This is a genomic window from Spirochaeta cellobiosiphila DSM 17781 (assembly GCF_000426705.1).
Classification (GTDB): Bacteria; Spirochaetota; Spirochaetia; order DSM-17781; family DSM-17781; genus Spirochaeta_E; species Spirochaeta_E cellobiosiphila.
Genome location: NZ_KE384556.1, coordinates 270,525 through 295,706, shown reverse-complemented (window position 1 = coordinate 295,706; position 25,182 = coordinate 270,525). Strand labels below are relative to the sequence as shown.

21 protein-coding genes are annotated in these 25,182 nt (G+C 37.3%); 15 read left to right on the top strand and 6 right to left on the bottom strand.

Annotation, left to right across the window (positions count from 1 at the left end):
- The first annotated feature begins 34 nt into the window (after nt 1-34).
- The 7 genes from K345_RS0113995 (at nt 35) to K345_RS0113965 (ending at nt 6,417) form a co-directional block, all read left to right on the top strand.
- The gene (locus tag K345_RS0113995) at nt 35-631 is read left to right on the top strand and encodes a hypothetical protein (RefSeq protein WP_156888413.1); all 597 of its coding nucleotides are present in this window, start codon (nt 35-37) and stop codon (nt 629-631) included.
- Between the two features lie 19 nt (nt 632-650).
- Nucleotides 651-1,568, top strand: coding sequence for a 2-dehydropantoate 2-reductase (locus K345_RS0113990; protein ID WP_028974695.1), 918 nt, complete (start codon nt 651-653; stop codon nt 1,566-1,568).
- 111 nt (nt 1,569-1,679) lie between these two features.
- The gene (locus tag K345_RS0113985) at nt 1,680-2,789 is read left to right on the top strand and encodes a DegT/DnrJ/EryC1/StrS family aminotransferase (RefSeq protein ID WP_037572476.1); all 1,110 of its coding nucleotides are present in this window, start codon (nt 1,680-1,682) and stop codon (nt 2,787-2,789) included.
- 2 nt (nt 2,790-2,791) lie between these two features.
- Complete coding sequence (locus tag K345_RS0113980) at nt 2,792-3,709, top strand: glycosyltransferase family 2 protein (RefSeq protein WP_028974693.1); 918 nt, start codon at nt 2,792-2,794, stop codon at nt 3,707-3,709.
- 12 nt (nt 3,710-3,721) lie between these two features.
- Nucleotides 3,722-4,123, top strand: coding sequence for a sugar 3,4-ketoisomerase (locus tag K345_RS0113975; RefSeq protein ID WP_028974692.1), 402 nt, complete (start codon nt 3,722-3,724; stop codon nt 4,121-4,123).
- Nucleotides 4,124-4,757: 634 nt separating this feature from the next.
- The gene (locus K345_RS0113970; protein ID WP_156888412.1) at nt 4,758-6,008 is read left to right on the top strand and encodes a hypothetical protein; all 1,251 of its coding nucleotides are present in this window, start codon (nt 4,758-4,760) and stop codon (nt 6,006-6,008) included.
- Between the two features lie 4 nt (nt 6,009-6,012).
- Nucleotides 6,013-6,417 (top strand): GtrA family protein, encoded by a 405-nt coding sequence (locus K345_RS0113965; protein ID WP_028974690.1) that lies wholly within the window; start codon nt 6,013-6,015, stop codon nt 6,415-6,417.
- A 6-nt stretch (nt 6,418-6,423) separates the two neighbouring features.
- Here the strand turns inward: K345_RS0113965 and K345_RS0113960 are convergent, their stop codons facing one another.
- The 3 genes from K345_RS0113960 to K345_RS0113950 all read right to left on the bottom strand — a co-directional run bounded on the left by K345_RS0113960 (nt 6,424) and on the right by K345_RS0113950 (nt 9,424).
- Nucleotides 6,424-7,395 (bottom strand): acetylxylan esterase, encoded by a 972-nt coding sequence (locus K345_RS0113960; RefSeq protein ID WP_028974689.1) that lies wholly within the window; start codon nt 7,393-7,395, stop codon nt 6,424-6,426.
- Between the two features lie 169 nt (nt 7,396-7,564).
- Complete coding sequence (locus K345_RS0113955) at nt 7,565-8,548, bottom strand: Gfo/Idh/MocA family protein (protein ID WP_028974688.1); 984 nt, start codon at nt 8,546-8,548, stop codon at nt 7,565-7,567.
- A gap of 9 nt (nt 8,549-8,557) precedes the next feature.
- Nucleotides 8,558-9,424, bottom strand: a complete 867-nt coding sequence (locus tag K345_RS0113950; RefSeq protein WP_053228325.1) for an alpha/beta hydrolase — start codon at nt 9,422-9,424, stop codon at nt 8,558-8,560.
- 333 nt (nt 9,425-9,757) lie between these two features.
- Here K345_RS0113950 and K345_RS0113945 point away from each other — a divergent pair, with 333 nt between their 5' ends.
- The 6 genes from K345_RS0113945 to K345_RS0113920 are packed head-to-tail and all read left to right on the top strand — an operon-like array spanning nt 9,758 to nt 18,298.
- Nucleotides 9,758-10,723, top strand: coding sequence for an ABC transporter permease (locus tag K345_RS0113945; RefSeq protein ID WP_028974686.1), 966 nt, complete (start codon nt 9,758-9,760; stop codon nt 10,721-10,723).
- Nucleotides 10,707-11,651, top strand: coding sequence for a carbohydrate ABC transporter permease (locus K345_RS0113940; RefSeq protein WP_028974685.1), 945 nt, complete (start codon nt 10,707-10,709; stop codon nt 11,649-11,651). Before K345_RS0113945 ends, K345_RS0113940 begins: the two co-directional genes overlap by 17 nt.
- Nucleotides 11,652-11,681: 30 nt before the next feature.
- Nucleotides 11,682-13,313 (top strand): extracellular solute-binding protein, encoded by a 1,632-nt coding sequence (locus tag K345_RS21180; protein WP_053228324.1) that lies wholly within the window; start codon nt 11,682-11,684, stop codon nt 13,311-13,313.
- Nucleotides 13,314-13,358: 45 nt separating this feature from the next.
- Nucleotides 13,359-15,599 carry a helix-turn-helix transcriptional regulator gene (locus K345_RS0113930; protein WP_028974684.1) on the top strand — a complete coding sequence of 747 codons (2,241 nt, stop codon included), beginning with the start codon at nt 13,359-13,361 and terminating at the stop codon, nt 15,597-15,599.
- Between the two features lie 34 nt (nt 15,600-15,633).
- Nucleotides 15,634-17,145 carry a glycoside hydrolase family 43 protein gene (locus K345_RS21175; protein ID WP_053228323.1) on the top strand — a complete coding sequence of 504 codons (1,512 nt, stop codon included), beginning with the start codon at nt 15,634-15,636 and terminating at the stop codon, nt 17,143-17,145.
- A gap of 4 nt (nt 17,146-17,149) precedes the next feature.
- Entirely contained in the window at nt 17,150-18,298 is a 1,149-nt protein-coding gene (locus K345_RS0113920) for a glycoside hydrolase family 88/105 protein (protein ID WP_037572472.1), read from the top strand.
- Between the two features lie 102 nt (nt 18,299-18,400).
- Here K345_RS0113920 and K345_RS0113915 read toward each other — a convergent pair whose 3' ends face one another.
- Entirely contained in the window at nt 18,401-19,435 is a 1,035-nt protein-coding gene (locus K345_RS0113915) for a dienelactone hydrolase family protein (protein WP_156888411.1), read from the bottom strand.
- Between the two features lie 91 nt (nt 19,436-19,526).
- Here K345_RS0113915 and K345_RS21170 point away from each other — a divergent pair, with 91 nt between their 5' ends.
- Together K345_RS21170 and K345_RS21165 are read left to right on the top strand one after the other, a co-directional pair.
- Nucleotides 19,527-21,482 (top strand): family 43 glycosylhydrolase, encoded by a 1,956-nt coding sequence (locus K345_RS21170; protein ID WP_053228322.1) that lies wholly within the window; start codon nt 19,527-19,529, stop codon nt 21,480-21,482.
- Complete coding sequence (locus K345_RS21165) at nt 21,467-22,453, top strand: pectinesterase family protein (RefSeq protein WP_053228321.1); 987 nt, start codon at nt 21,467-21,469, stop codon at nt 22,451-22,453. Before K345_RS21170 ends, K345_RS21165 begins: the two co-directional genes overlap by 16 nt.
- Here the strand turns inward: K345_RS21165 and K345_RS0113900 are convergent.
- Nucleotides 22,375-23,754 carry a DUF4340 domain-containing protein gene (locus tag K345_RS0113900; RefSeq protein WP_028974681.1) on the bottom strand — a complete coding sequence of 460 codons (1,380 nt, stop codon included), beginning with the start codon at nt 23,752-23,754 and terminating at the stop codon, nt 22,375-22,377. The two genes, K345_RS21165 and K345_RS0113900, sit on opposite strands and share 79 nt — an antisense overlap.
- Nucleotides 23,751-25,181: a GldG family protein gene (locus K345_RS0113895; RefSeq protein WP_028974680.1), complete on the bottom strand. Its 1,431-nt coding sequence runs from the start codon at nt 25,179-25,181 to the stop codon at nt 23,751-23,753. Before K345_RS0113895 ends, K345_RS0113900 begins: the two co-directional genes overlap by 4 nt.
- Between the last annotated feature and the right edge of the window lies 1 nt (nt 25,182).

Below are 25,182 nucleotides of genomic sequence, written 5' to 3'. Positions count from 1 at the left end.
TTTGAGGGTATATGGATTGTCATTTATTGATTTCATGAAAAAGTACAAGAGTGCTGCTTTCTTTGCAATTCTGATAGCTTCTCTTATCCTCATTAATCCTTACCATTATGAAGAACCTAGTTTCTTTGATATCAAATTTTATACCCCAATTCTCATAGAAAATACTTTTACTGCATTGATATTTTTCTTTAGAATCTCGGATTTTTTCGTCATCACTTATCTCTATAGTTACTTACGGTCAAAGGACAAGGAAATCGCCTTATTAGGATTGTTTAGTACAAATCAGAGAATGATCTTTCTTTACCTTTTGATTTTCCCTCTAATTAATTATATAACCCAGAAAAGGGATATTTATTGGCAATTATATAAAGTCCATAGAAATCAAAAGAGCTTTATGAATCCTATTTTAATAAGACTTTTGGTTTTTAAGTTATTACTGATATCAAGTGTAGATACCGCTGAAGAACTTGGTGGTGTATTGATATCAAGGGGAGTCAATATCAATAGGAAATTTACCAGATTAGGAGAGTCTTCCGATCCTTACCCTGTGGTGATGGTATTGTGCTGTGTATTTCTTGTCACTCTACCACTCTTTCTAATAATAATGAGAATATTCAATTATTCAATATAGAACAAAAGAGGTATTACTAATGACATACGCTATTATAGGAACTGGTGCTATTGGTGGTTATTATGGAGGAAAATTAGCTAATTCAGATTTTCCCGTTACTTTCGTTGCGAGAAGTGACTATTCTTATATAAAAGAAAATGGTTTGAAAGTTGATTCCCCAACAGGTAATTTTCATTTAAAAGGAATTAATGTTGTTCCTTTCATTAAAGACCTTCCCAAAGTAGACGTGGTCATTATTTCTACGAAAACAAATTCCAATAAGGATATAGGAGAGCAATTAGCAGTCAGTATTAACAAAGACTCTCACATTTTATTGTTGCAAAACGGTTTAGGGATGGAATCCGATGTAAAAGCACAAGTCCCTGATGCTCATATCTTTGGTGGGATGTGTTTTATATGTTCCCAAAAGAGAGGCCCCGGCTACATTGTTCATCTGGATAAAGGAACATTAGAAATGGCTGCTTTGGAGGAAGCAGACCTGGATATTCTTCATCGTATAAAAGAAGATTTTATATTTTCAGGAATTGAATGTTCTGTTTCCTCCTCACTAAATCAATCACGGTGGAAGAAATTATTGTGGAACATTCCCTATAATGGCCTATCGGTAGTCATGAACGCCAATACAGAACAATTAATGAGTAATCCATACACCTCTGAATTGATTAAAAGGATAATGCTGGAGGTCAAAAAAGGGGCAGTAAGTGCAGGATGCCATATAACTGATCCTATGATCGAAGGGATGCTCGCATCAACAAGAACAATGACCCCTTATGAACCAAGTATGAAATTAGATTATGACAATAATCAAAAAATGGAACTTCATTATATGTATCACAATCCTATTAAAGAAGCTTCCGCTTCTGGTATTCAATTACCAAGCGTACGGATGCTTTGGGAACAGTTGCAATATCTTAATAGTTGTAAAGTGAGAGAATAGCTCAATATAGTGTTATAATTGTTAAGCTGTTATGTTCAATGTAATTGTAATAATAGTAATAATAGAGTAGATTTGCTCATTGTAATTACATAGAAAAGGTGTATTTCCGAAATGGATTCTAAAAGAAAAATAGATTACGAGAATTTAAGAGCTGTTAATAACTCTTTCTTATCCGAATATCATAAGAAATCAGCAGAAGTTATAGAAAAGGGCTGGTATATTTTAGGGCAGGAAGTTGATAAATTCGAAAAAGAGTACGCTTCCTACAATGATATTGAACATTGTATTGGTGTGGCTTCCGGTTTAGATGCATTAATATTAATACTAGAAGGCTTAGATCTGCCTAAAGGTTCTGAAGTTATTATTCCTGCCAATGCCTATATTGCTTCCATTATATCTGTAATAAGAGCAGGTCTTGTTCCCGTTCTTGTTGAACCAGATATTCGTAACTATAATCTAGATCCTGAAAAACTAAGTGACGCCTTAACAGATAAGACATCAGCTGTAATGGTTGTTCATCTATATGGTGGTATGACGGATATGCCCTCAGTAAAAGATTTTTGTACTAGCCATAATCTTTATCTGATAGAAGATTGTGCTCAGGCTCATGGGGCTAGGCTTAATGATAAAATGTCCGGAACCTGGGGAGACGCGGCTGCTTTTAGTTTTTATCCAACAAAGAATTTAGGAGCTTTGGGAGATGCTGGTGCTATTGTTACTTCGGATGAGAAATTAGCAACAAAAGTAAGAATGATGAGGAATTATGGTTTCTCTAAAAAATATTATTGTGATTATCTTGGCTATAATTCTCGCTTGGATGAATTACAAGCTGCTTTTTTAAGAGTCAAACTAAAGAACTTAGAAGATATAAATAACCATAAGAGAAATTTAGCTCAAATCTATTTGAATCGTTTGAATAGTGCCTATACTCTGCCTTATGTCAGTAGTGATGTCGTAAATGTCTTTCATATATTTCCCATTAGATATGAAAAGAGAGATGATTTAAGAAAATTCTTGGCCGAACACAACATTGGTACGGAAATACATTATCCTGTTCCCCCTCATCAACAGGAATGTTTAAAAGACTTATATGGATCTTTTAGTTTTCCCATAAGTGAAGAGATTCATAGCACCATATTGAGTTTACCTATATCTTATGGGCATATGGAAGCAGATATAGAATATGTTTGTAAAATAATGAATAAATATATAGAAGGATAATGATGCTGATATCTGTTTGTATACCTGTTTATAATGGTGCCAATACGATTAGTAGTTTGGTTGATACCTGTTTTCAAACTTTAGAAGACTATAATATAGAGATCGTTTTAGTTAATGATTGCAGTAAAGATAATAGTGATGAAGTCTGCACTAAAATTGCGCAAAAATACAGCACTGTTAAATATATTTGTTTACGAAGAAATTATAGTGAACATAATGCTGTTATGTGTGCTTTGAATCACTGTGAGGGTGATGTTGCTGTAATAATAGATGATGATTTTCAAAACCCCCCTTCGGAGATCATAAAGCTAGTTGACAAAATTAATTTAGGTTTTGATGTCGTTTATTCAAAATATCACAAGAAAAAGCATCACTTTCTTAGGAATTGGGGAAGCAAATTAAACGATATTACTTCTAATTGGCTGTTAAATAAGCCCAAGGATTTATATCTAAGTAGTTTTAAAGCTATAAGTAGAGATATTATTAATGAAATTGTTAAATACAAAGGGCCCTTTCCTTATATTGACGGTCTCATACTAAGAGTAACCAATAATATCACTTCAGTGTATGTAGATCATAAATCACGGGCTGAAGGTGAATCCAATTATACCATAGGAAAGTTAATTAACTTGTGGCTGAATATGTTCATAAACTTTTCAATAAAACCTATGAGGTTTATAACCTTTCTAGGAATCTTCATTGCTGGTATATCAGGTGTGATAGGTGTTGTTTTTATAATTGAAAAAGTGCTACATCCGGAAGTAGTTCGCGGTTGGACATCTTTGGTTCTATTAGTACTCTTTTTTGGTGGAATCCAAAATATTTTCTTGGGAATTATAGGAGAATACATTGGAAAGAATTATCTGGATCTCAATGGAACTCCCCAGTGGGTTATAAAAAATAAAATTAATGTAAAATAAAGGAGACAAGCTATGGATGGTGTACAAGAAGTATCCTTCAAAGAGTTTGCAGATGAGACAGGTGCCTTGTTACCTATTGAAGCTATAAAAGACGTACCCTTTGAGATAAAGCGTATCTTTTTTATATATGATGTCGCTATAGGTGAGACCCGTGCTCATCATGCGAATATTTATTCTTCTTTATTACTCGTACCTCTAAAAGGATCCTGTAAGGTGACAGTTAATAATGGTTTTGAGGAGTGTCTCTTTGACTTAAATGATCGGAGAAAAGGCATTCTATGTAAAACAAATACCTGGAAAGTTTTGTCAGATTTTTCTGAAGATTGTGTGCTCTTGGTAATGAGTGATTACCCCTATGATTTAAACGATTATATAAGGGATTTTGATGAATTTATTGCTAAAGTTAAAAAATAAATTAGTTATTCCAATACTATTGATTTTATGTTTGGTAGCTTCTCTATATTATGGATATTTATCAATTGATACGTTTGTGTTTAGTTCCTTTTATCTTATTACCATTACATTAATACTTCTGTTGATTTTTAATTTTATTATATACAGATATTATAGTGAAACTAATTTTAAGGTTTCAATTCTATTCTCTATATTACTAGTTTTATCCCTTATTAAAGCTTCTTTCGGAATAGATACGACAGATCATGGTTATATGTTATCCAAATCATGGAGTTTTTTTAGTCAGAATAATAGTAATTCTTTTGATTTGATGTGGGGCGCTAGTTGGATCCTTTCTCTTTGGTTACACCTGTTAGATGAGCCTAATCTTTTATGGGCTCGTATATTATATTCCTTTTTATCTACACTGAATGTGACTCTAATTCTGTTTCTTGTTATTCAAATAAAAGGAAAATTAAATTGGTGGGCATTATTTATTATTGCGATTGTTGGTTGGATATATTCTACAAATCAAATAACTATACCAAACTATAATTCCATCCCTTTATTTCTCATTACCTGTAGTTTCTATTTCTTTTTAAAAGAAAGCTTTTTCCCTAAGAAAGGATATTTTTATATCATTTCTGGAGTATTATTGGGCTTTTCCATTCATACAAGAGTTCCTAATATATTGTTTTTATTATTTCCTTTGTGCGTATTTATTTACATTGGATTGTACAAAAAAAAGGAACAAGAAGATAAGAATATTCTGTCCCAAATTCAATGGAAAAAATATCTTCTAGGTATAATTATTGGTATTTTGTTAGGGGTACTAATTATTCTCTTGTTGGGTAAAATATCAATATTGTTCGATAATGTGTTAGCAAGCCTGATGACTTCAGCTTCTCAAGAGGCAAAAGCTGCAAACGAGACAGATTTACATTCAATCACATCTATTGTAAAAAAGTTTGTCATACAATCTTCTCGAGTAGGTTTTATTTTTATTTCAATATTCACAATACAAGAAATATTAATCCTTCAAAGTAAAAAAAAGTTCCTTCTAATTATTTTGTTTGTAATGGCATTGATCTCTGTACCATTTATTCCTAAATTGAAAATTCTCGTTTCACCCTCCTTCCACTTCTACGTATTAGGGCTAATTGTTTTCTTTTATTATTACTATTTTAGATTTTCTAAATCATCTTTAATATATTCTGAGTTGTTTTTGACATTAACCACTATTTTTATAGCGATCATATCTTCCTTGGGTTCTGATTTAGGGTTTAAGACAATATTAAATTCTGGTGGCATTGTTTGGCCAATGGTTCTGTCTCTTTATTTTATTTTTAGAATGCAGCTGATGAAATCTATATCTTACAAAAAGGTTTTAACCTTTAGCTTGCTAGCTATATTGGTATTTTACTCCCTTTTGGCTTTGGTTGTCTGGAAACCCTATCGTGATAGCTTGAAAGGGTCACTTCAGATGGGAAGTCAGGGTATGTTAAAAGGGACAACTTCTAGTAAAGATAGAATTTTAGTATTACAAGATTTGTGTGATTATATGTCACTGGCTCCTAATTTTAGTAAGGCTAATCTATTAGTTCTAAACTCTGCACCATTATTGTATTATATGCTTGATAAAGACATGCCTATTGCAAATGAATGGGGACCATGGATATTTTTAAACCCATTAGAGACGATAAAGTCTTTATTAAGTAAATATGATTCAGAAAAAGGATATGTAATATTAGCTGTTTCAGCTCAAAGATCTAATTGGCCTCATTTAAAAGAACCCACGGTGAGAACGTTGGAAAAAAAGAAATATGAATATGTGCTATCCTGGCTATTAGAAAATGGTTATACTCCTGTGCATTCTAACCAATCCTTTGTAGTGTATAGTAATTAAGTGTATGAATATTAGAGAATCAAGTGTTTGGCTTAAACAACTAATTAAATTTAATCTTATTGGTGGTATTAATACACTTTTAACCTATATAGTCTTTTCTTTTGTGTTTGCATTGAGTGGATCAGAATTACTTGGATTGATAGGGGATTATAGTTTTGGTATTGTTTTTTCCTTTTTTGCAAATAGATATTTTACATTCAAAATATCAGAAGGTAAAATGCTCAAAGAATTTGCCAAAATGGTGGCTTCCTATATCATTCTGTTTATCCTGAACTATTACATTTTGGACTATATCAAAAGTGTATTCTCATTAAACATATATATATCGCAGTTTATAAGTCTAATTTTCGTTGTTCTAATATCTTTTGTTGTGCAAAAATTTTTTATTTTTGCACAACATGACCATTAAATTTAATTACTTTTCTAATATTTCCTTAAACTTCTTAAGCCAATATTGTTTTTGAAAAGGTCCTCCCCCTTCATGGTTATTGAATTCCCAATAGATGATTTCTTTTTCCCCTTTGTAGTGATTAAAGGCTGCATATACTGTTGAAGGAGGGCAGGTTTCATCCATAAGTGCTGTAGAGAAGAAAGCTTTACACTTAGCTCTCTTAGCAAAGTTAATACCATCAAAATAGGATAGTGTATTGAAAACTCTATCAATTTTATCTCTATGAACATGCAGATAATCTCTTATTTCTTTGTATGGATATGAGTCGAACATTCTGACAGATCGAGAGAAATGACATAAAAAGGGGACGTCAGGACAAGCGTATTTTACGCTAGGTTCAAGACCTGCTACTGCTAAAGTAATTCCTCCTCCTTGGCTGCCTCCCAAGATTGTGATTTGTTCCTTATCAATATCATCCCTTTCCTTGACCGCATCTACCGCTCTAACAGCATCTGTGAAAACTCGTCTATAATAATAGGTTGATTTATCAAGAATACCTCTTGTCATGAACCCAGGACTTTGAGGGTTGGCACTGATATTTTCAATATCCGGAGTATCACCAGGACTCCATCCACTACCTTGCCCACGAGTGTCCATTATAAAATGAGCGTATCCTGCACTTGCATAGGTTAACCAGTCATGACTTAGTCCTCTTCCTCCTCCATAACCAATGTATTCAATGATAACAGGAAGTTTCTTTGTACCCTTAGGGCGAACAAACCAACCTTTAATGGATTGTCCTTCATATCCTGCATAGGTAACGTCATAAACATCAACCGTTTCAAATAGTTCTTCTAAAAGCTTATATTCCGCTTTAATAGGATATTGACGTGAGGAACTTAATGTTTCATTCCAAAAGTCATCAAAATCATTGTTCTCTTTTTCTAATGGTTTGTATTTTACTAATTCGTCTAAAGGTAAATCAAAAAAAGCCATTACATCTCCTTTTCTTTTTATTTACCATAATTATACTCATAGCAGAAATCTTGAATAGCCTTATGCTTAGAAGGTGTTGATGAGGATACTATGCCGCCCGTCCAAAAGATCTCTATTTTAAGAGTCTGTCTGAAGGTCGGAGCTAGCGTTAGTATTCGTGTATATAGTATTAGCCCTGGAGAGAGTCAGGGCTGACTTTTTTTATTCTATTTCCTAGTTTCTCTAATAGTTCCGTGTTGCGAAGGCTATCGTCTAAGGATAATAGTCTGCCGTCTTTACCCAGTAGTACTGAGGTGAAGTTCTTAATCTCTGACAGATATCGATCTGTCTCTCTCGTTGGAACTACGGTTCTACCTTCTTCTGTATCCAGATAGAATTCACCAGCCTCTCCCGAAAAAGGATCAGGAATAACCAAACTTCCTTTTTCACCAGCGATCTCAGCGTATGTTCTTTTTTGAGTAGTAAATCCACTGCAAATTTGGGCAGTCAGTCCGTCAGGGTAGACAATCGAACCGGCAAAAGTCATATCAACACCCTTTCTAACCGTTGCTGTAGCTTGTACAAAATCCGCCTTTTGGTTAGTAATTAAACTCAACAAATTAACAGGGTAGGAGCCCACATCAAAGAGGGAGCCTCCTCCTAAATGTAATTGTTCCTTTATCGTATTTTGTCTGTTCAAATAAAAACGCCATTCTGCAAAAACGTATCTTATCTTTCCTAATAAACCTTCACTTAAGATTCGTTCTATCTCTTTTATTTTATGGGAATAGCGATACATGAAGCCTTCCATCAAGGTTACATTATTGGCCTGTGATGCCTGAATCATCTGGCGACATTGATTCAGATTCATAGCTAATGGTTTTTCACATAGAACATGTTTACCTGCCTCACAAGCACGTATACTCCAGAAATGATGTAATGCATTAGGCAGTGGTATATATACAGCATCTATATTAGGATCCAAAAGCAGTTCCTCATAAGATTTGTATGTGTTGTGGGGATGAAAATTTGTTCGACATTCTTTGAGGGATTCTTCACTCCTTGAAGCAACTCCATAGAGAACAGAGTTTGGATCTTTAAGAATGGCAGGAATAACTTGTGTCTTCGCTATTCTTGCATACCCAAGAACTCCCCAATTAATTTTATCATTCATGACTAATCCTTATAGTATAAAGTCTTGCCTTTTAAGCCAGGTTTCAAATAGAGACGTCCATTGAGCAGAATTCCCTCTATCTTTTCCCAGTCCGAAGCCATGACCACCTTCTTTGAATAGATGGAGCTCAGATGATAAACCTGCTTTTCTTAAGGCCAGATAAAAATTTATTCCACTTTCAGGTGGTGTTACTTTATCATCATCTGCTCCTGCAATAAAAGTAGGAGGTACTTCAGAATGGACAAGCTGGTCTGTCGGATAAGCTCTGATAATGTCACCTTTAACTCTGACATGCTGGGGCAGATTGTCCTTTAATGAGTCATAGGACGCCATAGATACAACAGGATAGATAAGTCCCATAAAATCAGGACGACTAGAGAGAGTATCCACCTCATCAACAGGATTATACACTTTTTTTGAATAACATGTTCCCAGGGTAGCGGCTACATGTCCACCTGCTGAAAATCCCATTACTCCAATTTTCTGAGTATCATATCCATATGTGTTTGCTAATGATCTAATAACCCGTATGGCACGTTGACTATCTTGTAATGGAACATCCAAGTCGTTTTCATGACCTTCGCCTGGCATTCTGTGTTTTAATATAAAGCAAGTTATTCCTAATGTATTTAACCATTTCCCAATGTCCAAACCTTCTTTTGATATAACTTGTCTTTGAAACCCGCCTCCGGGGATTATCATTAAACAGGTCCCTGTAGGCTTTTGGGGTAAACAAGGAATTAAACTTGGATTAAGTACGTGCTGAGCAATTGTTTTACGCCAACCATTATCTTCTACGACTTCCAGGACTTCTTCTTTTAATTCTATTCCCTCAGATCCTGGTGCGACGGAAGGGTATAATCTGATCTCATCCATTATATTATCCTCCATAATGATCATTCTGACTTTCTAACCATTATAATAATTGTTCATATAGTGCCTTATTATGTTGGGAAGGGCAATGTTTCGATATTTATTTATATTATCAAGAAGTGTACACAGGAGAAATATAATTAAATCTATATAATAAAATAAAATATTAACATAAAAAGCTTGATAGTGTGATTAAATAATGTATTATAAAAATGAATATGTACCATATGAAATCGTAAGTATTGCACCATCTGAGAAACATTGGTCGTTTACAGTTTTTTTTAGTGACCTCAATAATGGCCACAGAACACTTTTGTAAGACGGGTTAGTGAGCAAATGAAAACAAGCAATGGTTCGGTAGAAACCAATTCTACCAGTTTTAATTCCCCATTGAATCGCTTTCAGAGAAAGTTCATTCAACAAAAAGAATGGCAACTCTATCTGTTTGTGCTTCCTGCTGTGATTTTCTTCTTTATTCACAGCTACATTCCTATGGCTGGGTTGCAGATCGCGTTTAAAAACTACAGCATTTCTAAGGGAATCTTAGCGAGTCCATGGATTGGATTTACGCACTTTGAGAAGTTCATTAAATCACCGATGTTTAGTCGGTTAATGGTGAACACGATTAAGCTTAGTTTGTACAACATAGTACTAGGCTTTCCTTATCCAATACTATTTGCATTAGTATTGAACCATTTAAGATTAAAGGGGTTGAGAAGGTTCTCTCAAACAGTGGCATTCGCACCTCACTTTATCTCTTTGGTCGTTATGGTTGGTATGATTTATCTCTTCTTATCACCTTCATCTGGTGTGGTAAATGTTTTCATAGAGAAGCTTGGGGGCGAGCCAGTATTCTTTATGGGAAGTTCTGCCTGGTTTAGGCCAATATTCGTTATTAGCTGGATTTGGCAGCATTCTGGTTATGAAGCTATCATTTATTTAGCTGCCCTTAGTGCGGTTGATATCTCTTTATATGAAGCTGCCACAATAGATGGTGCTAACAAGATACAGAAAATATTAAGAATTGATATTCCTGCCATTACTCCTACATTGGTAACGATGTTGCTTCTTAAAGTAGGGCGTATGTTGAATGTGGACTACCAAAAAGCGTTACTAATGCAGACAGCATTGAATCAGGATACTTCTGAAATAATCGGAACATATGTATATAAGGTTGGTTTGATAAACGCACAGTTTAGTTACTCCACTGCGATTAACTTATTCCAGACTGTTATTAATCTAGCACTTATTATCGCAGTGAACAAAATTAGTAAGAAGGTTGCAGATGAGAGCCTCTGGTAAGAAAAAGAAAAAAGAAGGCTTAGTTGCAGCCTTAACTTTTAAGCAAACAAAAGAAGATATAATTTTCAACGTTATTACAACAGTATTTGTAATATTAGGTTGTTTTGTCATTATATACCCTATTTATTTTATCTTGATTGCTTCTATTAGTAATCCTGATTATGTCCTCTCCGGTCAGATCATTTTTTGGCCAAAGGATATTTCTTTGGGTGGGTACGAACGGATCTTTAATTACAGCCCTATTTGGGTTGGTTATAGAAACTCTATTTTGTATTCCCTATTTGGGGCCATAATAAGTGGGGCGATTACATTATTTGTAGCTTACCCCATATCAAGGCAAAATTTTTCAGGACGTAAGTTTATTACCATCTTTATTCTGATAACAATGTTTTTTCAGGGTGGATTGATACCTACCTATATTCTTGTTAAATCTTTGCACTTGCGTAATACACCATTCGTGTTATTATTTGTAAACGGGATAAATGTGATGAATGTTTTCATTGCCAGTTCCTACTTCAAATCGTCCAACATTGAGTCATTGTATGAGGCAGCACAGATTGATGGATGTACCCACTTCGGTTACTTCTTTAAGATATTACTCCCCATATCAACACCCATTGTTGTTGTCATGTTACTCTTTTATGGAGTATGGCAGTGGAATGATTTCTTTAGAGCTATGATCTATATTGATAAAGATAGCATTCAACCGTTACAGACGGTATTAAAAGACTTATTGGCTATTAATAAGGTAAGTAATGATACATCAGAACTTGTATCAGATTACAAAGCTATAGAGGATATGATTAGAGCAGCGGAGTCTATGAAGTACGGTATTATTATCATGGCCACTGTTCCTATGCTAATTCTTTACTTATTACTACAAAAATACTTTGAACAAGGTATAACTATGGGGTCTGTTAAAGGTTAGGACCCTAAGAAATAAAATCGGAGGAAAAACATGAGAAAAGGTTTTCTTGTATCCATGGCCCTCTTTGTTTTGACAGCGGGGATGTTACTCGCAGAAGGTCAAGGTGAAGGTGCTGGTTCTGTAACTGGATTCAATCCTACAGGTCTTCCTATACTTCAGGAAAAGACTGAGTTTGATATGACTGGTATCTTGATGAACAATACACGTCAAGGTCGTCATGATGAAACAGATATGATGAAGTGGTTGGAGGAACAAACTAATATTAAGATCAATTGGAATTTGATTCCCCAAGACTCTTGGCAGGAAAAGAAAAATCTAATTGTCGCCAGTGGTGATTTACCAGATGCCTTCCATGCACAGAGAAGCCTGTCTTCTGAAGATGTTCAGAAGTTTGGAGCTGATGGTGTTATTATCCCATTAGATGACTTAATTGATGCCTATGCTCCTAATCTTAAGGCAAAAATGAGTGAACCATATCTACAATATTCCCGAAGTATGGATGGTAACCTTTATGCGTTGGCAGCTATTCAGGATTGGGGATTTGATTCATTTAACGCGGCTATCATCAACACTGCATGGTTGAAGAAGTTGGGTCTAAGTATGCCAAAGACAACTGATGACTTCTACAAAGTACTTAAAGCTTTCAAAACTCAGGACCCCAATGGTAATGGTCAAGCAGATGAGATACCATGGTCTTTCTTATATAAAGAAAATCCTCCTGTTCGAGAAGTTAAGAGAGAGCACTACTGGATTTTCCCTGCTTTTGGTATTGTTGATAACCCTACTCACATCTCAATTACAGATGATGGAGAGGTTATTTTCACTGCTAATAAGACAGAGTGGAAAGAAGCTGTGCAATATTTATCCAAATTGTACAAAGAAGGACTAATAGATCCAGAAGTATTTAGCCAGGACAGAGCTACTTTAACTAACAAAGTTAGAAACCAAGGGGCTGTTGGTTCTTATACTGACTATAGATTAAGATTATCTATTGCTTCTCCTGATATCCAGGATAACTTTGCTGCTATGCCTGCATTGACTGGTCCTCATGGTGACAAGGGTTGGATGAGAGCCATGATGGCTTATTCTGAAGGTTCCTTTGCTATAACCAGTAATTGTAAATCCCCTGCAGCTCTAATCCGATGGATGGATTACATCAATAATGATGAAAACTCTGTTCAAATGTCTTTTGGTATGTTTAAACCTGCTGGATATTCTGCAGCAGAAGCGCTTGTCCCTTCTACAAATATACCTGGTAAATATGTCGTTAATACGGAATTACGACCAGCAGATGTTAAGCCTTCTGAATGGCCTTTCACTGCACCTATCACAGTAGCTTGTACTTTGTTAACTTCTGAAGTAAGCAACAAGTACATCGAAGTTAAAGACAGTAATGTTGCCAAAGAAGAAGTATGTGCGGTATATAGAGATGATCTATCTAAGTATCCTTACAACTTCCCCTTTAAGTTCAGCAGCAGTGAAATCGAAGAACTTAGTTTGATTCAAACTGACCTTCTTAACTTCATCTACACTACTGAAGCTCAATGGATTGTATCTGGTTTCTCAGATGCAAAATGGAATACATATGTTAAACAGTTAGACAACCTTGGTATCGATAGATATCTTGAATTGTACAAAACTGCTTTTAACAGACAAAAGTAAGGAAAAAAAGCTGGCAGTTTCGTTACTGCCGGCTGCTTTCTCTCTATGAAAAGACCTCTTAAAAACCGACCTTTTATTAAACGATTCTTGGTTTCTTATTTTCTAGTGCTCCTATTGCCTATTATATTTTCCTATATCATTCTCTGTTTAAGCACCAACGTGGTCGAGAGTTATGCAGAAAAATCTAACAAGGCTATGATCAACCAGATACGCTTTAGTCTGGATCAGCGTCTGGATGTCCTGGAGAATCTGGTTTTTCAATTAAGTCAAATGCGACGAATAGAAAATCTGAGTAAACAAAAGGTTCCTCTACAACCTGATTTCTATTTCAATCTGAATCGTGCTATTAACGAAATTCAAACATATTTTATACCTAATAATAGTATCGCAACGGATCATTTCTTAATTTTATTGAATAGCCGTACGGTTACTGATGGCCATACAGTCATTCCTTTTGATACCTTTTTTGGCAGTCGTTTCCAGTACAATGATTGGTCAAAAGAACAATGGCTTGAATATCTGTCTCATCCCAAATATTCACCAACCTTTTTAGGGGAAGGGGATATATCGGACGGAACGGAAATCTTCAAGGGCATTCCTATGATTCAGACCGTTCCCTTTTATTACAACTCAGATAGTTCTGCCATTATGATGTTTCTCATAAAAGAAAATGATATTATCTCCCATTTTTATCCCGAAGATTCCACTTGGACAGGGGTTCCTCATGTCTATGATAGCCAGAATCACAATTTGCTAGCAGGCGCGGATCATGAGTTAAAGGGGAAGTATATAACCATTAATTCACCATCAGACTCTTTTGATATTGTCTATGGACTAAGTGTTCCTTATAACGAAGTCTTTATGGATTTGCTGCGTATAAGAACAATCATGTTTATAGCCTCATCCTTTATTCTGATTCTGACATTGTTTATTGCTATCATTATGGCCCAGAGGAATGCCAATCCCCTTCGCCAATTATACAATATGATATCCGATACCTTGCCTGAGGATGATCTGAATACCCTGGGCTATGAATCCTTAAACGGTTCTGTAACAAAACTTATTACTAGCAATGAAGACCTTAGGTCCAACCTACAGGATCATAAGAAGATTATCTCGGAAGAGTTTTGTCATAGATTGGTGAAGTACGGATTTGATACCCCATCAGAGATGGACATGGTTCTTAAGTTTATAGACAAGTCTATTCCTACAGGAACTTCAGGAATACTTCTTATGAACCTTCCTGTAGAAACATACTTTGATCAAAAGGATAGTATAGAAGAAATCAAAGGACTAAAATTAAGTCTGATGGAATTATTACAGGGTATCTCTTCCTTTCCCGCATATTGGATGGATCTTGATGATTTATCGATTGGTTATATTTATAGTTTGGAGAGACAAGATAGAGTAGGCTGGTTTGATGCTTTATATGAAGAAATAAAAGTACTAACCAATGCTTTAAGAGATCATTATGATCTTCCTTTTTACTGGTCTGTAGGGAATCCTGTAGACAACTTCTTTAATCTTAACTCCTCCTATAGGCAGTCCAAGATCGTCGCTGATGAGTTAGTGGACTTTCAGGTCGGTTCTATATATGAATATCGGAACTTTATTCAGAATAGCAGTGTCTATTCCTTTCCCATTGATTTAGTTCAGAAGTTATTCAATCTTACTAAATCAGGAGACACTGATATGGCCATCTCCTTATTTAAAGAAAACTGGACACAAAATCTGGAAGATCATTTTCTATCAAGAAGAAATCGTCAGATATATTTCTTAGAATTAAGAAGTCTTCTGACCAGAATTGATCCCACTATTACAGAAGTTCCCCAATATTTTGATTTTCATACTTTGCCTCAAGAGCAAGTATTCGATATGGTTATAGACACATTTTATAAAGTTGGTCAGAAGAATAAACGGTCTACCAACCAGGTTCAGAGTGAATTAAAAGATCAGCTTCTCAAATACTTAGAAGAGAATTTTGATGATCCTAATATTACCTTATGTAGTATCGCTGATGAGTTTGGCAAAAGTGAAAGCTATATCTCCCATATATATAAGAAGGGCTGTGGAACCAATTTCTATGGTTTACTTGAAGGTTTTAGAATGGAAAAGGCAAAGAAACTACTTATCCAGACGGATCTGTCTATAAAGGATATCTCAGATCAGTCGGGGTATTCCAGTATGCACTCCTTTAGAAGAGCTTTTAAGAAGATCTTTGGTATTAGCCCTTCTGCATTTCGTTCGGTTACACCTTCTGAAGAAGGTCATACCGCTATCATTTAAAATTTGATGACAAGATATCTCAGGAGTTAAGAGAATGGGTACAAATGTGAAGTATGGACCTTGGATTAGTGACCAGGGGGATGGGACTTTCAGGAATCCTGTATTATATGCGGATTATTCCGATCCCGATGTAATTAGAGTTGGTGATACTTATTATATGACAGCCTCCAGTTTTAATTGCACACCAGGTCTCCCTGTTCTGGTCTCAAAAGACCTTGTAAACTGGCAGCTCATTGGTCATGGAATCAAGAATGTCCCCCATCCAAGGTATACAGAATGTCAACCAGGATGCGGTGTCTGGGCTCCTTCTATCCGTTATCATCAGGGAATTTTTTATATAGTATTTCCTATGCCAGATGAAGGTTTATATGTCATATCCAGTGAAGATCCTTTTAAGGGATGGTCTGAACCCTGGCTACTATTGGAGGGAAAAGGACTCATTGATCCATGCCCCTTCTGGGATGAGGATAACAAGGCTTATGTCGTTCATGGTTATGCCTATAGTCGTGCGAGTATTAAAAGTAAACTTCACTTGATTGAAGTGAGTCCGGATCTAAAAAATGTTCTTAGTGAGGGCCAAACGATCATAGATGCTATGGGACGAATTCATACGCTTGAAGGTCCTAAAATGCATAAAGAGAATGATTATTACTACATAGCCGCTCCTGCTGGAGGAGTCCCTCAAGGTTACCAGATGGTTTTTAGATCCAAAAATATTTTTGGACCCTATGAAGAAAAAATAGTTCTATCCCAGCAAGGTTCACTAACCAATGGTCCTCATCAGGGAGCCTTTGTTGATGATATTGAGGGAAAATGGTGGTTTTACCATTTTCAGGATTTACAACCATGGGGGCGGATCAATCATCTGCAACCAGTGCAATGGATCGAAGATTGGCCCATCCCCGGTGTTGATCCTGATGGGATAAAGGGCGGTCGCCCTGTGCAGCGTTATAATAAACCGGCAGGGGAAAGCATCATTATCCAGCCAGCCGACTCGGATGATTTTTCTACAGAGAGTCTAGGATTGCAATGGCAATGGAATGCCAATCATGGGGAAGATTGGTATCAACAGGAAAAGGGTCTTCTGACTTTAAAGGGCACCACTTTAGACACAAAATTCTCTCTTTATCCCAGAATATTGACACAGAAGATTAATGCACCTCATTACCAGGCTATTGTCGCCTTGAGACCCTCCCAGGATTTCGTACATGGAGAAGCCGGCCTTTGTATAACAGGTCTCGAATCCTATCGCCTGGGAATGTCATGGGAAGATGGTACCTACTATCTTCTGTATTCTACTGATGAAAATGTTCTTCTAAAAGAAGCTATTGACTGGACTGATAAGGTCGATCTCTTTGTGGAAATGAATAAAGGAGGACTTTGCCGTTTTGGATACTTCCTGGGATTACAAAAGAATTATTTCGGCCCAAGCTTTAGGGCCAAAGAAGGTCGTTGGATAGGAACAAGATTTGGACTGTATTGCTACAGCAATAATGAACAAGAAGTAAAAGCTGATTTTATGTCGGTTAATATTAATAAAGGATAGGATGATGCCAGATAAGAACGAAATATATGCCATGGTTGACTCGTACATTGATAAAATCCTGGCGACAGGTTCTCCCGAAAAACCAGTATGGAATCAGGAAATGCTTCGACAAAATAAGAAGCCCCACTGGAACTATATTGATGGCTGTATGATGACAGCTTTCTTAACACTTTATGAATCCAGTAAGGATAAGAAATACCTGGATTTTGTAGATAATTTTATAGACTACTTTGTCAAAGAAGATGGTTCTATACTCTCCTTTGAACTTGAAACATACAACCTTGATAATATCAAGGAAGGAAGTGTTCTCTATAAACTATATGATTACACAGGTAAACAAAAATACCGTAAAGCCATGGATACCCTTTACCGTCAGATAAAGGAACAACCTCGAACCATTGAAGGTAACTTCTGGCATAAACTAATTTATCCAGGCCAGGTGTGGTTAGATGGACTGTATATGGCCCAACCATTCTATGTAGAATATGAAAAGAGATTTAAAAACAAAGAAGGTTTTGCAGATTCTTTCAAACAATTCATGAATGTAACTCAAATGATGAAAGACGAAAAAACAGGACTCTATTATCATGCCTATGACAGTCCTCGTATGATGTACTGGTCAGATGATGCTACTGGTAATTCTCCACACTTTTGGTTACGAGCCCTTGGATGGTTCCTCATGGCATTAGTGGACATCATAGAACTACTAGATGCTGAAGACAAAGAATTCAGAGATTTCATGCAAAAAACCCTGGAAGATCTCATCGAGTCTCTTATTAGGTTTCAAGATGAATCAGGCATGTGGTATCAAGTTGTTGATAAGGGTAATAAAAAAGGCAACTATCTTGAAACAAGCGGGTCTTCTATTATTGCCTATGCCATACTTAAAGCCTGTCGCCTTAATGTTTTGTCTGATAAATATCTAGAAGCTGGTAAGAAAGCTTTCTTTGGAATATGTGATACTTATCTCAAACCCGATGATACTGGTAGTTTTAATTTGGGAGGGACCTGTCTTGTCGCTGGTCTGGGGGGAAAACAACAGCGAAATGGTTCCTATGAGTACTACATCTCTGAACCTGTTGTCGAAAATGAAGCCAAGGGAATTGCTCCCTTCTTATTAGCTTATGTGTACCTTCGTGGATTAGAGGACTGATTCTTATCTAAAGAGTCTGAGAAAATAGCTAAAAAGGTCAGACGTTTTACCCTAAAAGGTCTGACCTTTCTTATAAAAACCTCAGACCTTTTTGATGACTTATCAGGCTTCCTCTGATTGTAAGTGCTTTTGAAAGAAGGGAAATATCTGTTCTCCCCCAAACTGATGAGAACCTTCAAACTCCGTATAAGCAAAATTATCATCCTTGTTTATCCCTTGATAGAAGCTCCGTATATGCTGAGCTAATCGTCTAGGTCCTTCAATACCCGAGCGTCCACTTAAGGGATCATCCTTGCCCTTTTCAAGGATGAGGGAACGAGGAGCAATGAGGCAGGCCACATCGGCCATATTCATATTCTTATTAATACCCGGTATAAAGTTGCATCCACACATATTACGAAGAAAAAAAGAATCCTCCCAGTAATGCAGATAACCACTAACGGCTGTACATTTGATACGTTCATCCATAGCCGATAGGTATAAGCTCTGTAGTCCTCCCCCGGAAAACCCACAGACTCCTAATCTAGATGCATCACCCCAGTTTTGCTGAAGAAGGAGATCTATTAATTTCATAAGATCCCATACCCAGGCACCGGCTAAACAGCTGCCTTGATTAATGAGAAGATTGTTGATCTTCTGACAGGAGCTCTTTTTTAGTTGTTCCGGTTCTAGTCCGGAATCTTCCGGCTCTCGTCTGTCTCCTGATCCTCTACTGTCAGGACAGAGTACTAAATAACCTTGTCTGACAAACTGGCGACCTATATCGTGATGATAGTGGTTGATATTGTGTTCCATCTGCACATGACGATGTAAACCTGCCACTCCGTAACGACCATCACTACCATGACCATGGGGAACGATCACTATAGGGAGTTTTTTTAATGTGTCTGTATTCTTAAGATCAATGGGGGACAAAAGAAAAAAAGGCATAGTGACACCCGGTTCTGTATCCATTGTCATATCATAACAGTAATGATCCCCATGATTTTCTTGTCCAAGTATTTTTGTATGGGCTGTCGTCTGTTGATAGATCTCTAGACCGAGTGATTCTTTTAGTTTGTCATAGTATACATCCCTCTCCTTAGGGGCCCTCGTTACTAAAGGAGGCGGGGTGAAATAGTTTTGTGCTACATTCATAACTTGTATTTTAGCATACAAATGAATTGTACGTTTAATATAAGAATCTGCCCCCTTTTCAAATGCCTAATACCCCATTTTAATAGGGGATATGGAATTACAATTACATGAACAATTATCAGAGTATATAAAAAAAGATGACCGAGATAATTTGTTAAGTATTTTGGCAAGTAATCCTTCTTTGATTGAAAAGCCCTATGAGGGAGGATGCTATCCTATCTTTCTAGCTGCCTCCACAGGGAATTATGAACTTGTAAAATACTTAATAGAATACTCACGGGTTAGTATGAACATTTGGGATGATAACCATGGGAATGTTCTCCATTATGCTGCCAAAGGGAATAATCCCGAACTGTTTGATTATTTGATAAACAGAGTTGGTGTTAATCCTTTAGAAGTCAATCTTCAAAGTCATACAGCTCTTGATGTAGCCCTTTCCGAAGGCTCTCATCATATCATACAGTACTATAAAGAGGGGCTCGGTATTGAAAAGAGCGACCTCTATACCAATCCTGTTTTGACCGGAGCTTATCCTGATCCTTCTGTAATCTGTGTAGGAGATGACTTTTATATGGTTACCTCCAGCTTTACTTTCTTTCCCTGTATTCCTGTTCTACATTCTTCAGATCTTGTTAATTGGAAGACTATTGGTCATGCTATAACGGAGACTGAGTATATAGATCTAACAAGCTTAGATGATGGTAGGGGTTTTTGGGCTCCGGACATCTCTTATCATGAAGGCCGTTTCTACATTACAGCCACACTTCGTTACAATGATGAAGATGTACCAGTTAGAAAACAGATGATCCTTAGCTCTGATAAACCGGAAGGCCCTTATTCTAAACCTGCTTTTATTGAAGAAGATGGTATTGATCCCTCCCTTTTTGTGGATGATGATGGGAGGCGGTATATGCTTCTGAACAGGGGGGCACGAATCTTTGAATTATCTCAGGATGCCACTAAAAAAATAGGGGAACCAACTCTCCTTTGGTATGGGAATCAAAAGAGGGCACCAGAAGCGCCACACCTTCTTAAGAAAGACGGGTACTATTATGTGTTTGTTTCTGAAGGGGGAACGGGACGTAATCATCAGATTGCCGTGGCACGTTCAAGGAATTTATTAGGCCCCTATGAAAACTGCCCCTATAATCCTATCCTTCATCAGAAAGATCCAGACCATCCTATACAACGTTCTGGTCATGGAAAACTATTGAAAGCTCCCGATGGGCGTTGGTTTATTTTGTACTTAACAGGGCGTATGGTGGATCAGCAGTATAGTATTCTGGGACGAGAATCCAGTTTGGATGAAGTGACTTGGACTGGTGATGGCTGGCCTATTGTTAATAATCTCAAAGGACCCAGCGGGGTTAATGTAAAACCTTTTCCTCTAAAGGAGGAGAAGGCTCCTTTACCAGGTCTATGGTTTTGTCAGGAAGAACTTGAAAAGGAATGGATCTTTGTGCGTCGTTCCTATAGGGAATACCTTCAAATGGATCCTGCCCAAAGAATACTAAAGATGGTTGCCGGTTCCACTCCCTTGAGTGAAGGCACCCCCCGTAATGTTATGGTTCAAAGGCAAAAGGCCTTCTGCTTTGACTTTTGCTGTCATATCCGATTATCGACCCCCAAGGTCGCAGGAGAGGCTGGCTTAACATGTTATTATGATCGCTCCACCTATTTGACCTTTTCCCTTGTAAAGGAAGGTGAGTGTTTAACCCTTCAGGTTAAGGAGCATGAAGGGCTTGAGGACCGAGTCCCTTTTAAACTAGCTTGGCAAGCTGATCAAGTAGAGTTGCAGATTAGAACAGACTATTATAAACGGGCTTTTTATTACAAAGCACAAAAGGAACAAGAATGGATACTGTTAGGGGAACTTCCTGAAGTCTACTACTTAAGTGACGAAGGAGGGAAGGGCAAGAGGTTTACAGGTGCTATGTTCGGCTTGTATACCTTTGATGAGGATGGTTCTGACCAGGTCATAGGTACATTTCAAGATTTTACTGTGAATAATAAAGATAGTGAGGAAGTTAGATGCGTATTAAAGTAGGTCCTTTTGAAAAATATACTCGTATTAATGATGTGTTAAAAGATTATTCTTCTTCTGATGAGACACTTATCATAGAATTATCAGAAGGAATATATGAAGAGAAGATAAGTGTCCTTCGTCCCCATGTTCAGTTTATTGGTTCCGGGCGGGATAAAACTAAGCTCCTGTGGAGTGATGGGGCTATTCATAAACTTCCCAATGGTAATGAGATGGGAACTTTTAATAGCTTTACCTTATACATTGGTGCTGAGGATTTTTATGCGGCTCATTTAACTGTTGAGAATGGAGCCGGTGAAGGACACAAGGTAGGACAGGCTGTGGCTGTCTACGCCGATTCAGATAAGGTCTTCTTCAGGGATTGTAGCCTATTAGGCCATCAGGACACCCTCTGTACAGGGCCCTTACCAGCGGATCCTTTTCCTAAGAGTCCTGAATTTATTCTTCCCTTTCATTCCTTAAGAGAAGGGAAGCTTGTCTACCGGCAATATTATGAAGACTGCTTTATTGAAGGTGATGTGGATTTTATCTTTGGATCCGCCCGTGTTGTCTTTCATCATTGCGAGATTTCTTCAGCCCGAAGAAGTAATGCTTTGGAAAGTTATGTGACAGCAGGATCTCATCCAGAATGGGAGCCTTATGGGTACCAATTCTGGGATTGTCGTTTGACAGGTTCTGCTCATGAACAATCTGTTTATCTAGGGAGACCCTGGCGTCCCTATGCTAAGACTGAATTCTGGAATTGTTATCTAGGGGAACATATTAAAGGTGCCGGTTGGGATCATTGGCGTAGTGAGGAGAAAAAAACAACTTCCCGATATCGGGAAGTTAATAGTCATGGGCCAGGTTTTAATTCCTCTGAAAGGGTTTCCTGGGCTTTGATTGTGGATGATCCTCAATTAGCCCCGCCCTCACTGGAGGACATATTCGAATCCGATAAGGACTGGATATTAGACAAAACACTTTCTAATTGATAATGGCCTACCAGGAATAGAGGTTTTTCTTTATCTCTGCTCACGGCATAGTAGTTTTTATCATATTCGAAGAAATTAACAGTCCCCTGATTCATAGCCATTCCTCCTAGGGAGTAACGGATTTGATAAGGGGCTTTTTTACCTACTTTCTCAGGTTGAGCTTCTCCTTCCACTTGAAAGCTAATGAGGTTTTGATAGAATATAAGAAATTTTTCCCTATCAATCTCTTGTCCATTATAGAGATATTGGCGATTATCCTTATCCCCATTGATTATTCCCGTATAGGTGGCATCCTTTGTGAATAGTTCAGCTTTGGTTACCGAATCAATACCCACAAGGTAAACATAGGGATCAACAAGATCAAAAGCTTTTGTCTCCAGAAAAGGGATCCTGTTTTTATCAAGGATGAAGATACTGTCTGAGCCAGGCACCTGGGCATATATATCTCCCTCAGGGCTTTGTGATCCTAGAATGAGGCTCAATGTTTTACCCCTTGTATCAGTAATCGATAGTTTCATAGGAGAGACTCCCAGAACCTCAGGAGATAGATCGGTAAAATCTTTAATGAGTAGGGGATCTGCTACTTTTTGGAGTTCTTTATCCATCTTGCTTTGGTTAACTGGTCTAGCATAGGGGTAAGGAGCCGTTAAGCTATAGGAGTAGACCTGTGCAGTAAACATATCGATTCTTGAATAAGGCTCGATATGAATCGTCTGGTTTCCTTGTTCAATGCTTATATCCTGTATACCCGTTATGTCTATAGGGGTGAGTTTTCTGGGTCTATAATCATTGAGAGTTTTACGCAGATTATCACCAATACTTCGGCTGATAAGCCAGGTATCATCTGTTTGAGAGTCTTTTAGGTAGTATCCTTCCTGGGTTACTGTTGCGTTTCCTAATAGAAATTCGTACTCTTCATCATTTTTGGTTTGGATCGTTATTTGAACAGGATCATCCCCCGGTTCAAAAAGATCTGGTCCGTCATCAAAAAGGCTCAGTGTATGAGCAGAGAGAAACTCATCAAGGGTGGCTTGAATTTGTATAGAGTCTGTTTTGACATCAGCTCCCTCTTTGATAATCCAGCTTGATTCTCCTTCTGTAAATGTCAGATGGCTATTCTGATGAACAAGAACCATCTGATCAACATCGGCAATCGTCAGATCTGTTATACCTGGCATCTCTACATAGGGCTGGGGGCTGTCTTTATCGGGCTTTTTCTCAATAGACAGGAAGAGATATACCAAACTTAGAATCCCTACGAGACTGACTAATACAATGAGATTCTTCCCTTTCTTTGTCACAGGTTTTTCCTCCGTTTATAGATGATAATTCCTGTTATCATGATAATAAAGGGTATCAGAATAGTAACGACGGCTCCCCATATATAGGCAGATCTCGTATTCATCTGCATCTTGGTTTGCAATAGGGAACGGCTGGGTACTGAGATGGTCACTTCATAATCATCCATCCAGTTAAGTGAACCAATAAGAAGCTTGATATTCCCCGGGAATATGCCAATTCCTCCCATATTAGAGAAGGCTGTTGGACTGGATATAACCACAATCTTAGTTCCAGATATTATGCCATCATCATCTACTTGAGTGATCCTGGCTCCTAAGGTGATGGGCCCTTGTTTATCTGAGTCCACCTGAGTCATGTCTTGTTGGCTAGTATCCAAGCGTAACCAGGATCGGGAACTACTTTGTAGGAAAGGTTCAAATTTTAAGTATTTCTTTGCTGCTTCTGTTTCTTTTATTTCCGCTGCTGCAGCAAAAAAAGGCATCATCTGACTTTGATTAATAAATTGACTAATCCCATCCTCTCCCAGGGTAGGGATGAAGAAGAAAGGATTATCGTTGAATTCTGGTAGGAGTTGTTTGCTATCCCTTTCCATAACGATGCCATTGGTGATGGCTATATTGAATTGACCTAGTACTTCTTCCAGATTAGGTAATTCGGACTGGGAGAAACCTATCGCTATAAATAACTTACCCCCTCCTTGCAGATATTCGTTGAGAATATTGGCTTCATAGGACGTAAAATCTTCTTGAGGCCCGATAATGAGGAGCATATCAGCGTCTGATGGAACAGCTCCTTCTCTGGTGATATCAAGTGAGCTTAGTTTATAGTTGCTTTCTTTAAGCTGGGTTTCTATATCTCCTCTTAGGAAGCTTCGTTCTCTGTGTCCTGTTACTTCATATACTTTGGGTTGGCGTCCTGATTTAACATAGGCTATAGCAGAGGATAACAACTGTTCGGCTTTTAAACCATACACCTGAGCTTGTTCTCCAGAGTTATCAACAATATAGAGATCTGTATCATGAAGAACCTGGAAATGCCCTTTACTTGTAATGATTATACTTCCAATGGATAGTGGTTTATCAGGATTTGTGTAGGGTTTTAATAGGTCCGGATTACGATCAGGATCTATTATGGATAGCTTCACATGGGAGTAGAAGGCATACTCATCTAGGATACCCTTTACAAGGGCTGTCTCTTTACCAGGTTTGTAGAGGGCATAGATGGTTACATCATCATCTAGTGACTTCAATAGTTCCTTAGAAGGAGCGGAGAGGCTGAAAATACTCTTTTGTGTCATATCTATTTGCAGGTTTAAGGATCCGACTATTAAGTTAAAGATTACCAATAACGTGAGAACCAGTAGGCTTACTACAACAGAGTAAAGGGCCAGTTTAACTCTTGAATCTATGTTTTTGAGTAGTTTCATC

Excerpts from the sequence above, each read along its gene's own strand:
- K345_RS0113985 (WP_037572476.1), top strand. The coding sequence starts at position 1,680 with ATGGATTCTAAAAGAAAAATAGATTACGAGAATTTAAGAGCTGTTAAT.
- K345_RS0113975 (WP_028974692.1), top strand. The coding sequence starts at position 3,722 with ATGGATGGTGTACAAGAAGTATCCTTCAAAGAGTTTGCAGATGAGACA.
- K345_RS0113940 (WP_028974685.1), top strand. The coding sequence starts at position 10,707 with ATGAGAGCCTCTGGTAAGAAAAAGAAAAAAGAAGGCTTAGTTGCAGCC.
- K345_RS0113895 (WP_028974680.1), bottom strand. The coding sequence starts at position 25,181 with ATGAAACTACTCAAAAACATAGATTCAAGAGTTAAACTGGCCCTTTAC.
- K345_RS21180 (WP_053228324.1), top strand. The coding sequence starts at position 11,682 with ATGAGAAAAGGTTTTCTTGTATCCATGGCCCTCTTTGTTTTGACAGCG.
- K345_RS0113960 (WP_028974689.1), bottom strand. The coding sequence starts at position 7,395 with ATGGCTTTTTTTGATTTACCTTTAGACGAATTAGTAAAATACAAACCA.
- K345_RS0113915 (WP_156888411.1), bottom strand. The coding sequence starts at position 19,435 with ATGAATGTAGCACAAAACTATTTCACCCCGCCTCCTTTAGTAACGAGG.
- K345_RS21165 (WP_053228321.1), top strand. The coding sequence starts at position 21,467 with ATGCGTATTAAAGTAGGTCCTTTTGAAAAATATACTCGTATTAATGAT.
- K345_RS0113965 (WP_028974690.1), top strand. The coding sequence starts at position 6,013 with ATGAATATTAGAGAATCAAGTGTTTGGCTTAAACAACTAATTAAATTT.
- K345_RS0113945 (WP_028974686.1), top strand. The coding sequence starts at position 9,758 with ATGAAAACAAGCAATGGTTCGGTAGAAACCAATTCTACCAGTTTTAAT.
- K345_RS0113950 (WP_053228325.1), bottom strand. The coding sequence starts at position 9,424 with ATGGATGAGATCAGATTATACCCTTCCGTCGCACCAGGATCTGAGGGA.
- K345_RS0113955 (WP_028974688.1), bottom strand. The coding sequence starts at position 8,548 with ATGAATGATAAAATTAATTGGGGAGTTCTTGGGTATGCAAGAATAGCG.
- K345_RS0113990 (WP_028974695.1), top strand. The coding sequence starts at position 651 with ATGACATACGCTATTATAGGAACTGGTGCTATTGGTGGTTATTATGGA.
- K345_RS21170 (WP_053228322.1), top strand. The coding sequence starts at position 19,527 with ATGGAATTACAATTACATGAACAATTATCAGAGTATATAAAAAAAGAT.
- K345_RS0113930 (WP_028974684.1), top strand. The coding sequence starts at position 13,359 with ATGAAAAGACCTCTTAAAAACCGACCTTTTATTAAACGATTCTTGGTT.
- K345_RS21175 (WP_053228323.1), top strand. The coding sequence starts at position 15,634 with ATGGGTACAAATGTGAAGTATGGACCTTGGATTAGTGACCAGGGGGAT.
- K345_RS0113920 (WP_037572472.1), top strand. The coding sequence starts at position 17,150 with ATGCCAGATAAGAACGAAATATATGCCATGGTTGACTCGTACATTGAT.
- K345_RS0113995 (WP_156888413.1), top strand. The coding sequence starts at position 35 with ATGAAAAAGTACAAGAGTGCTGCTTTCTTTGCAATTCTGATAGCTTCT.
- K345_RS0113980 (WP_028974693.1), top strand. The coding sequence starts at position 2,792 with ATGCTGATATCTGTTTGTATACCTGTTTATAATGGTGCCAATACGATT.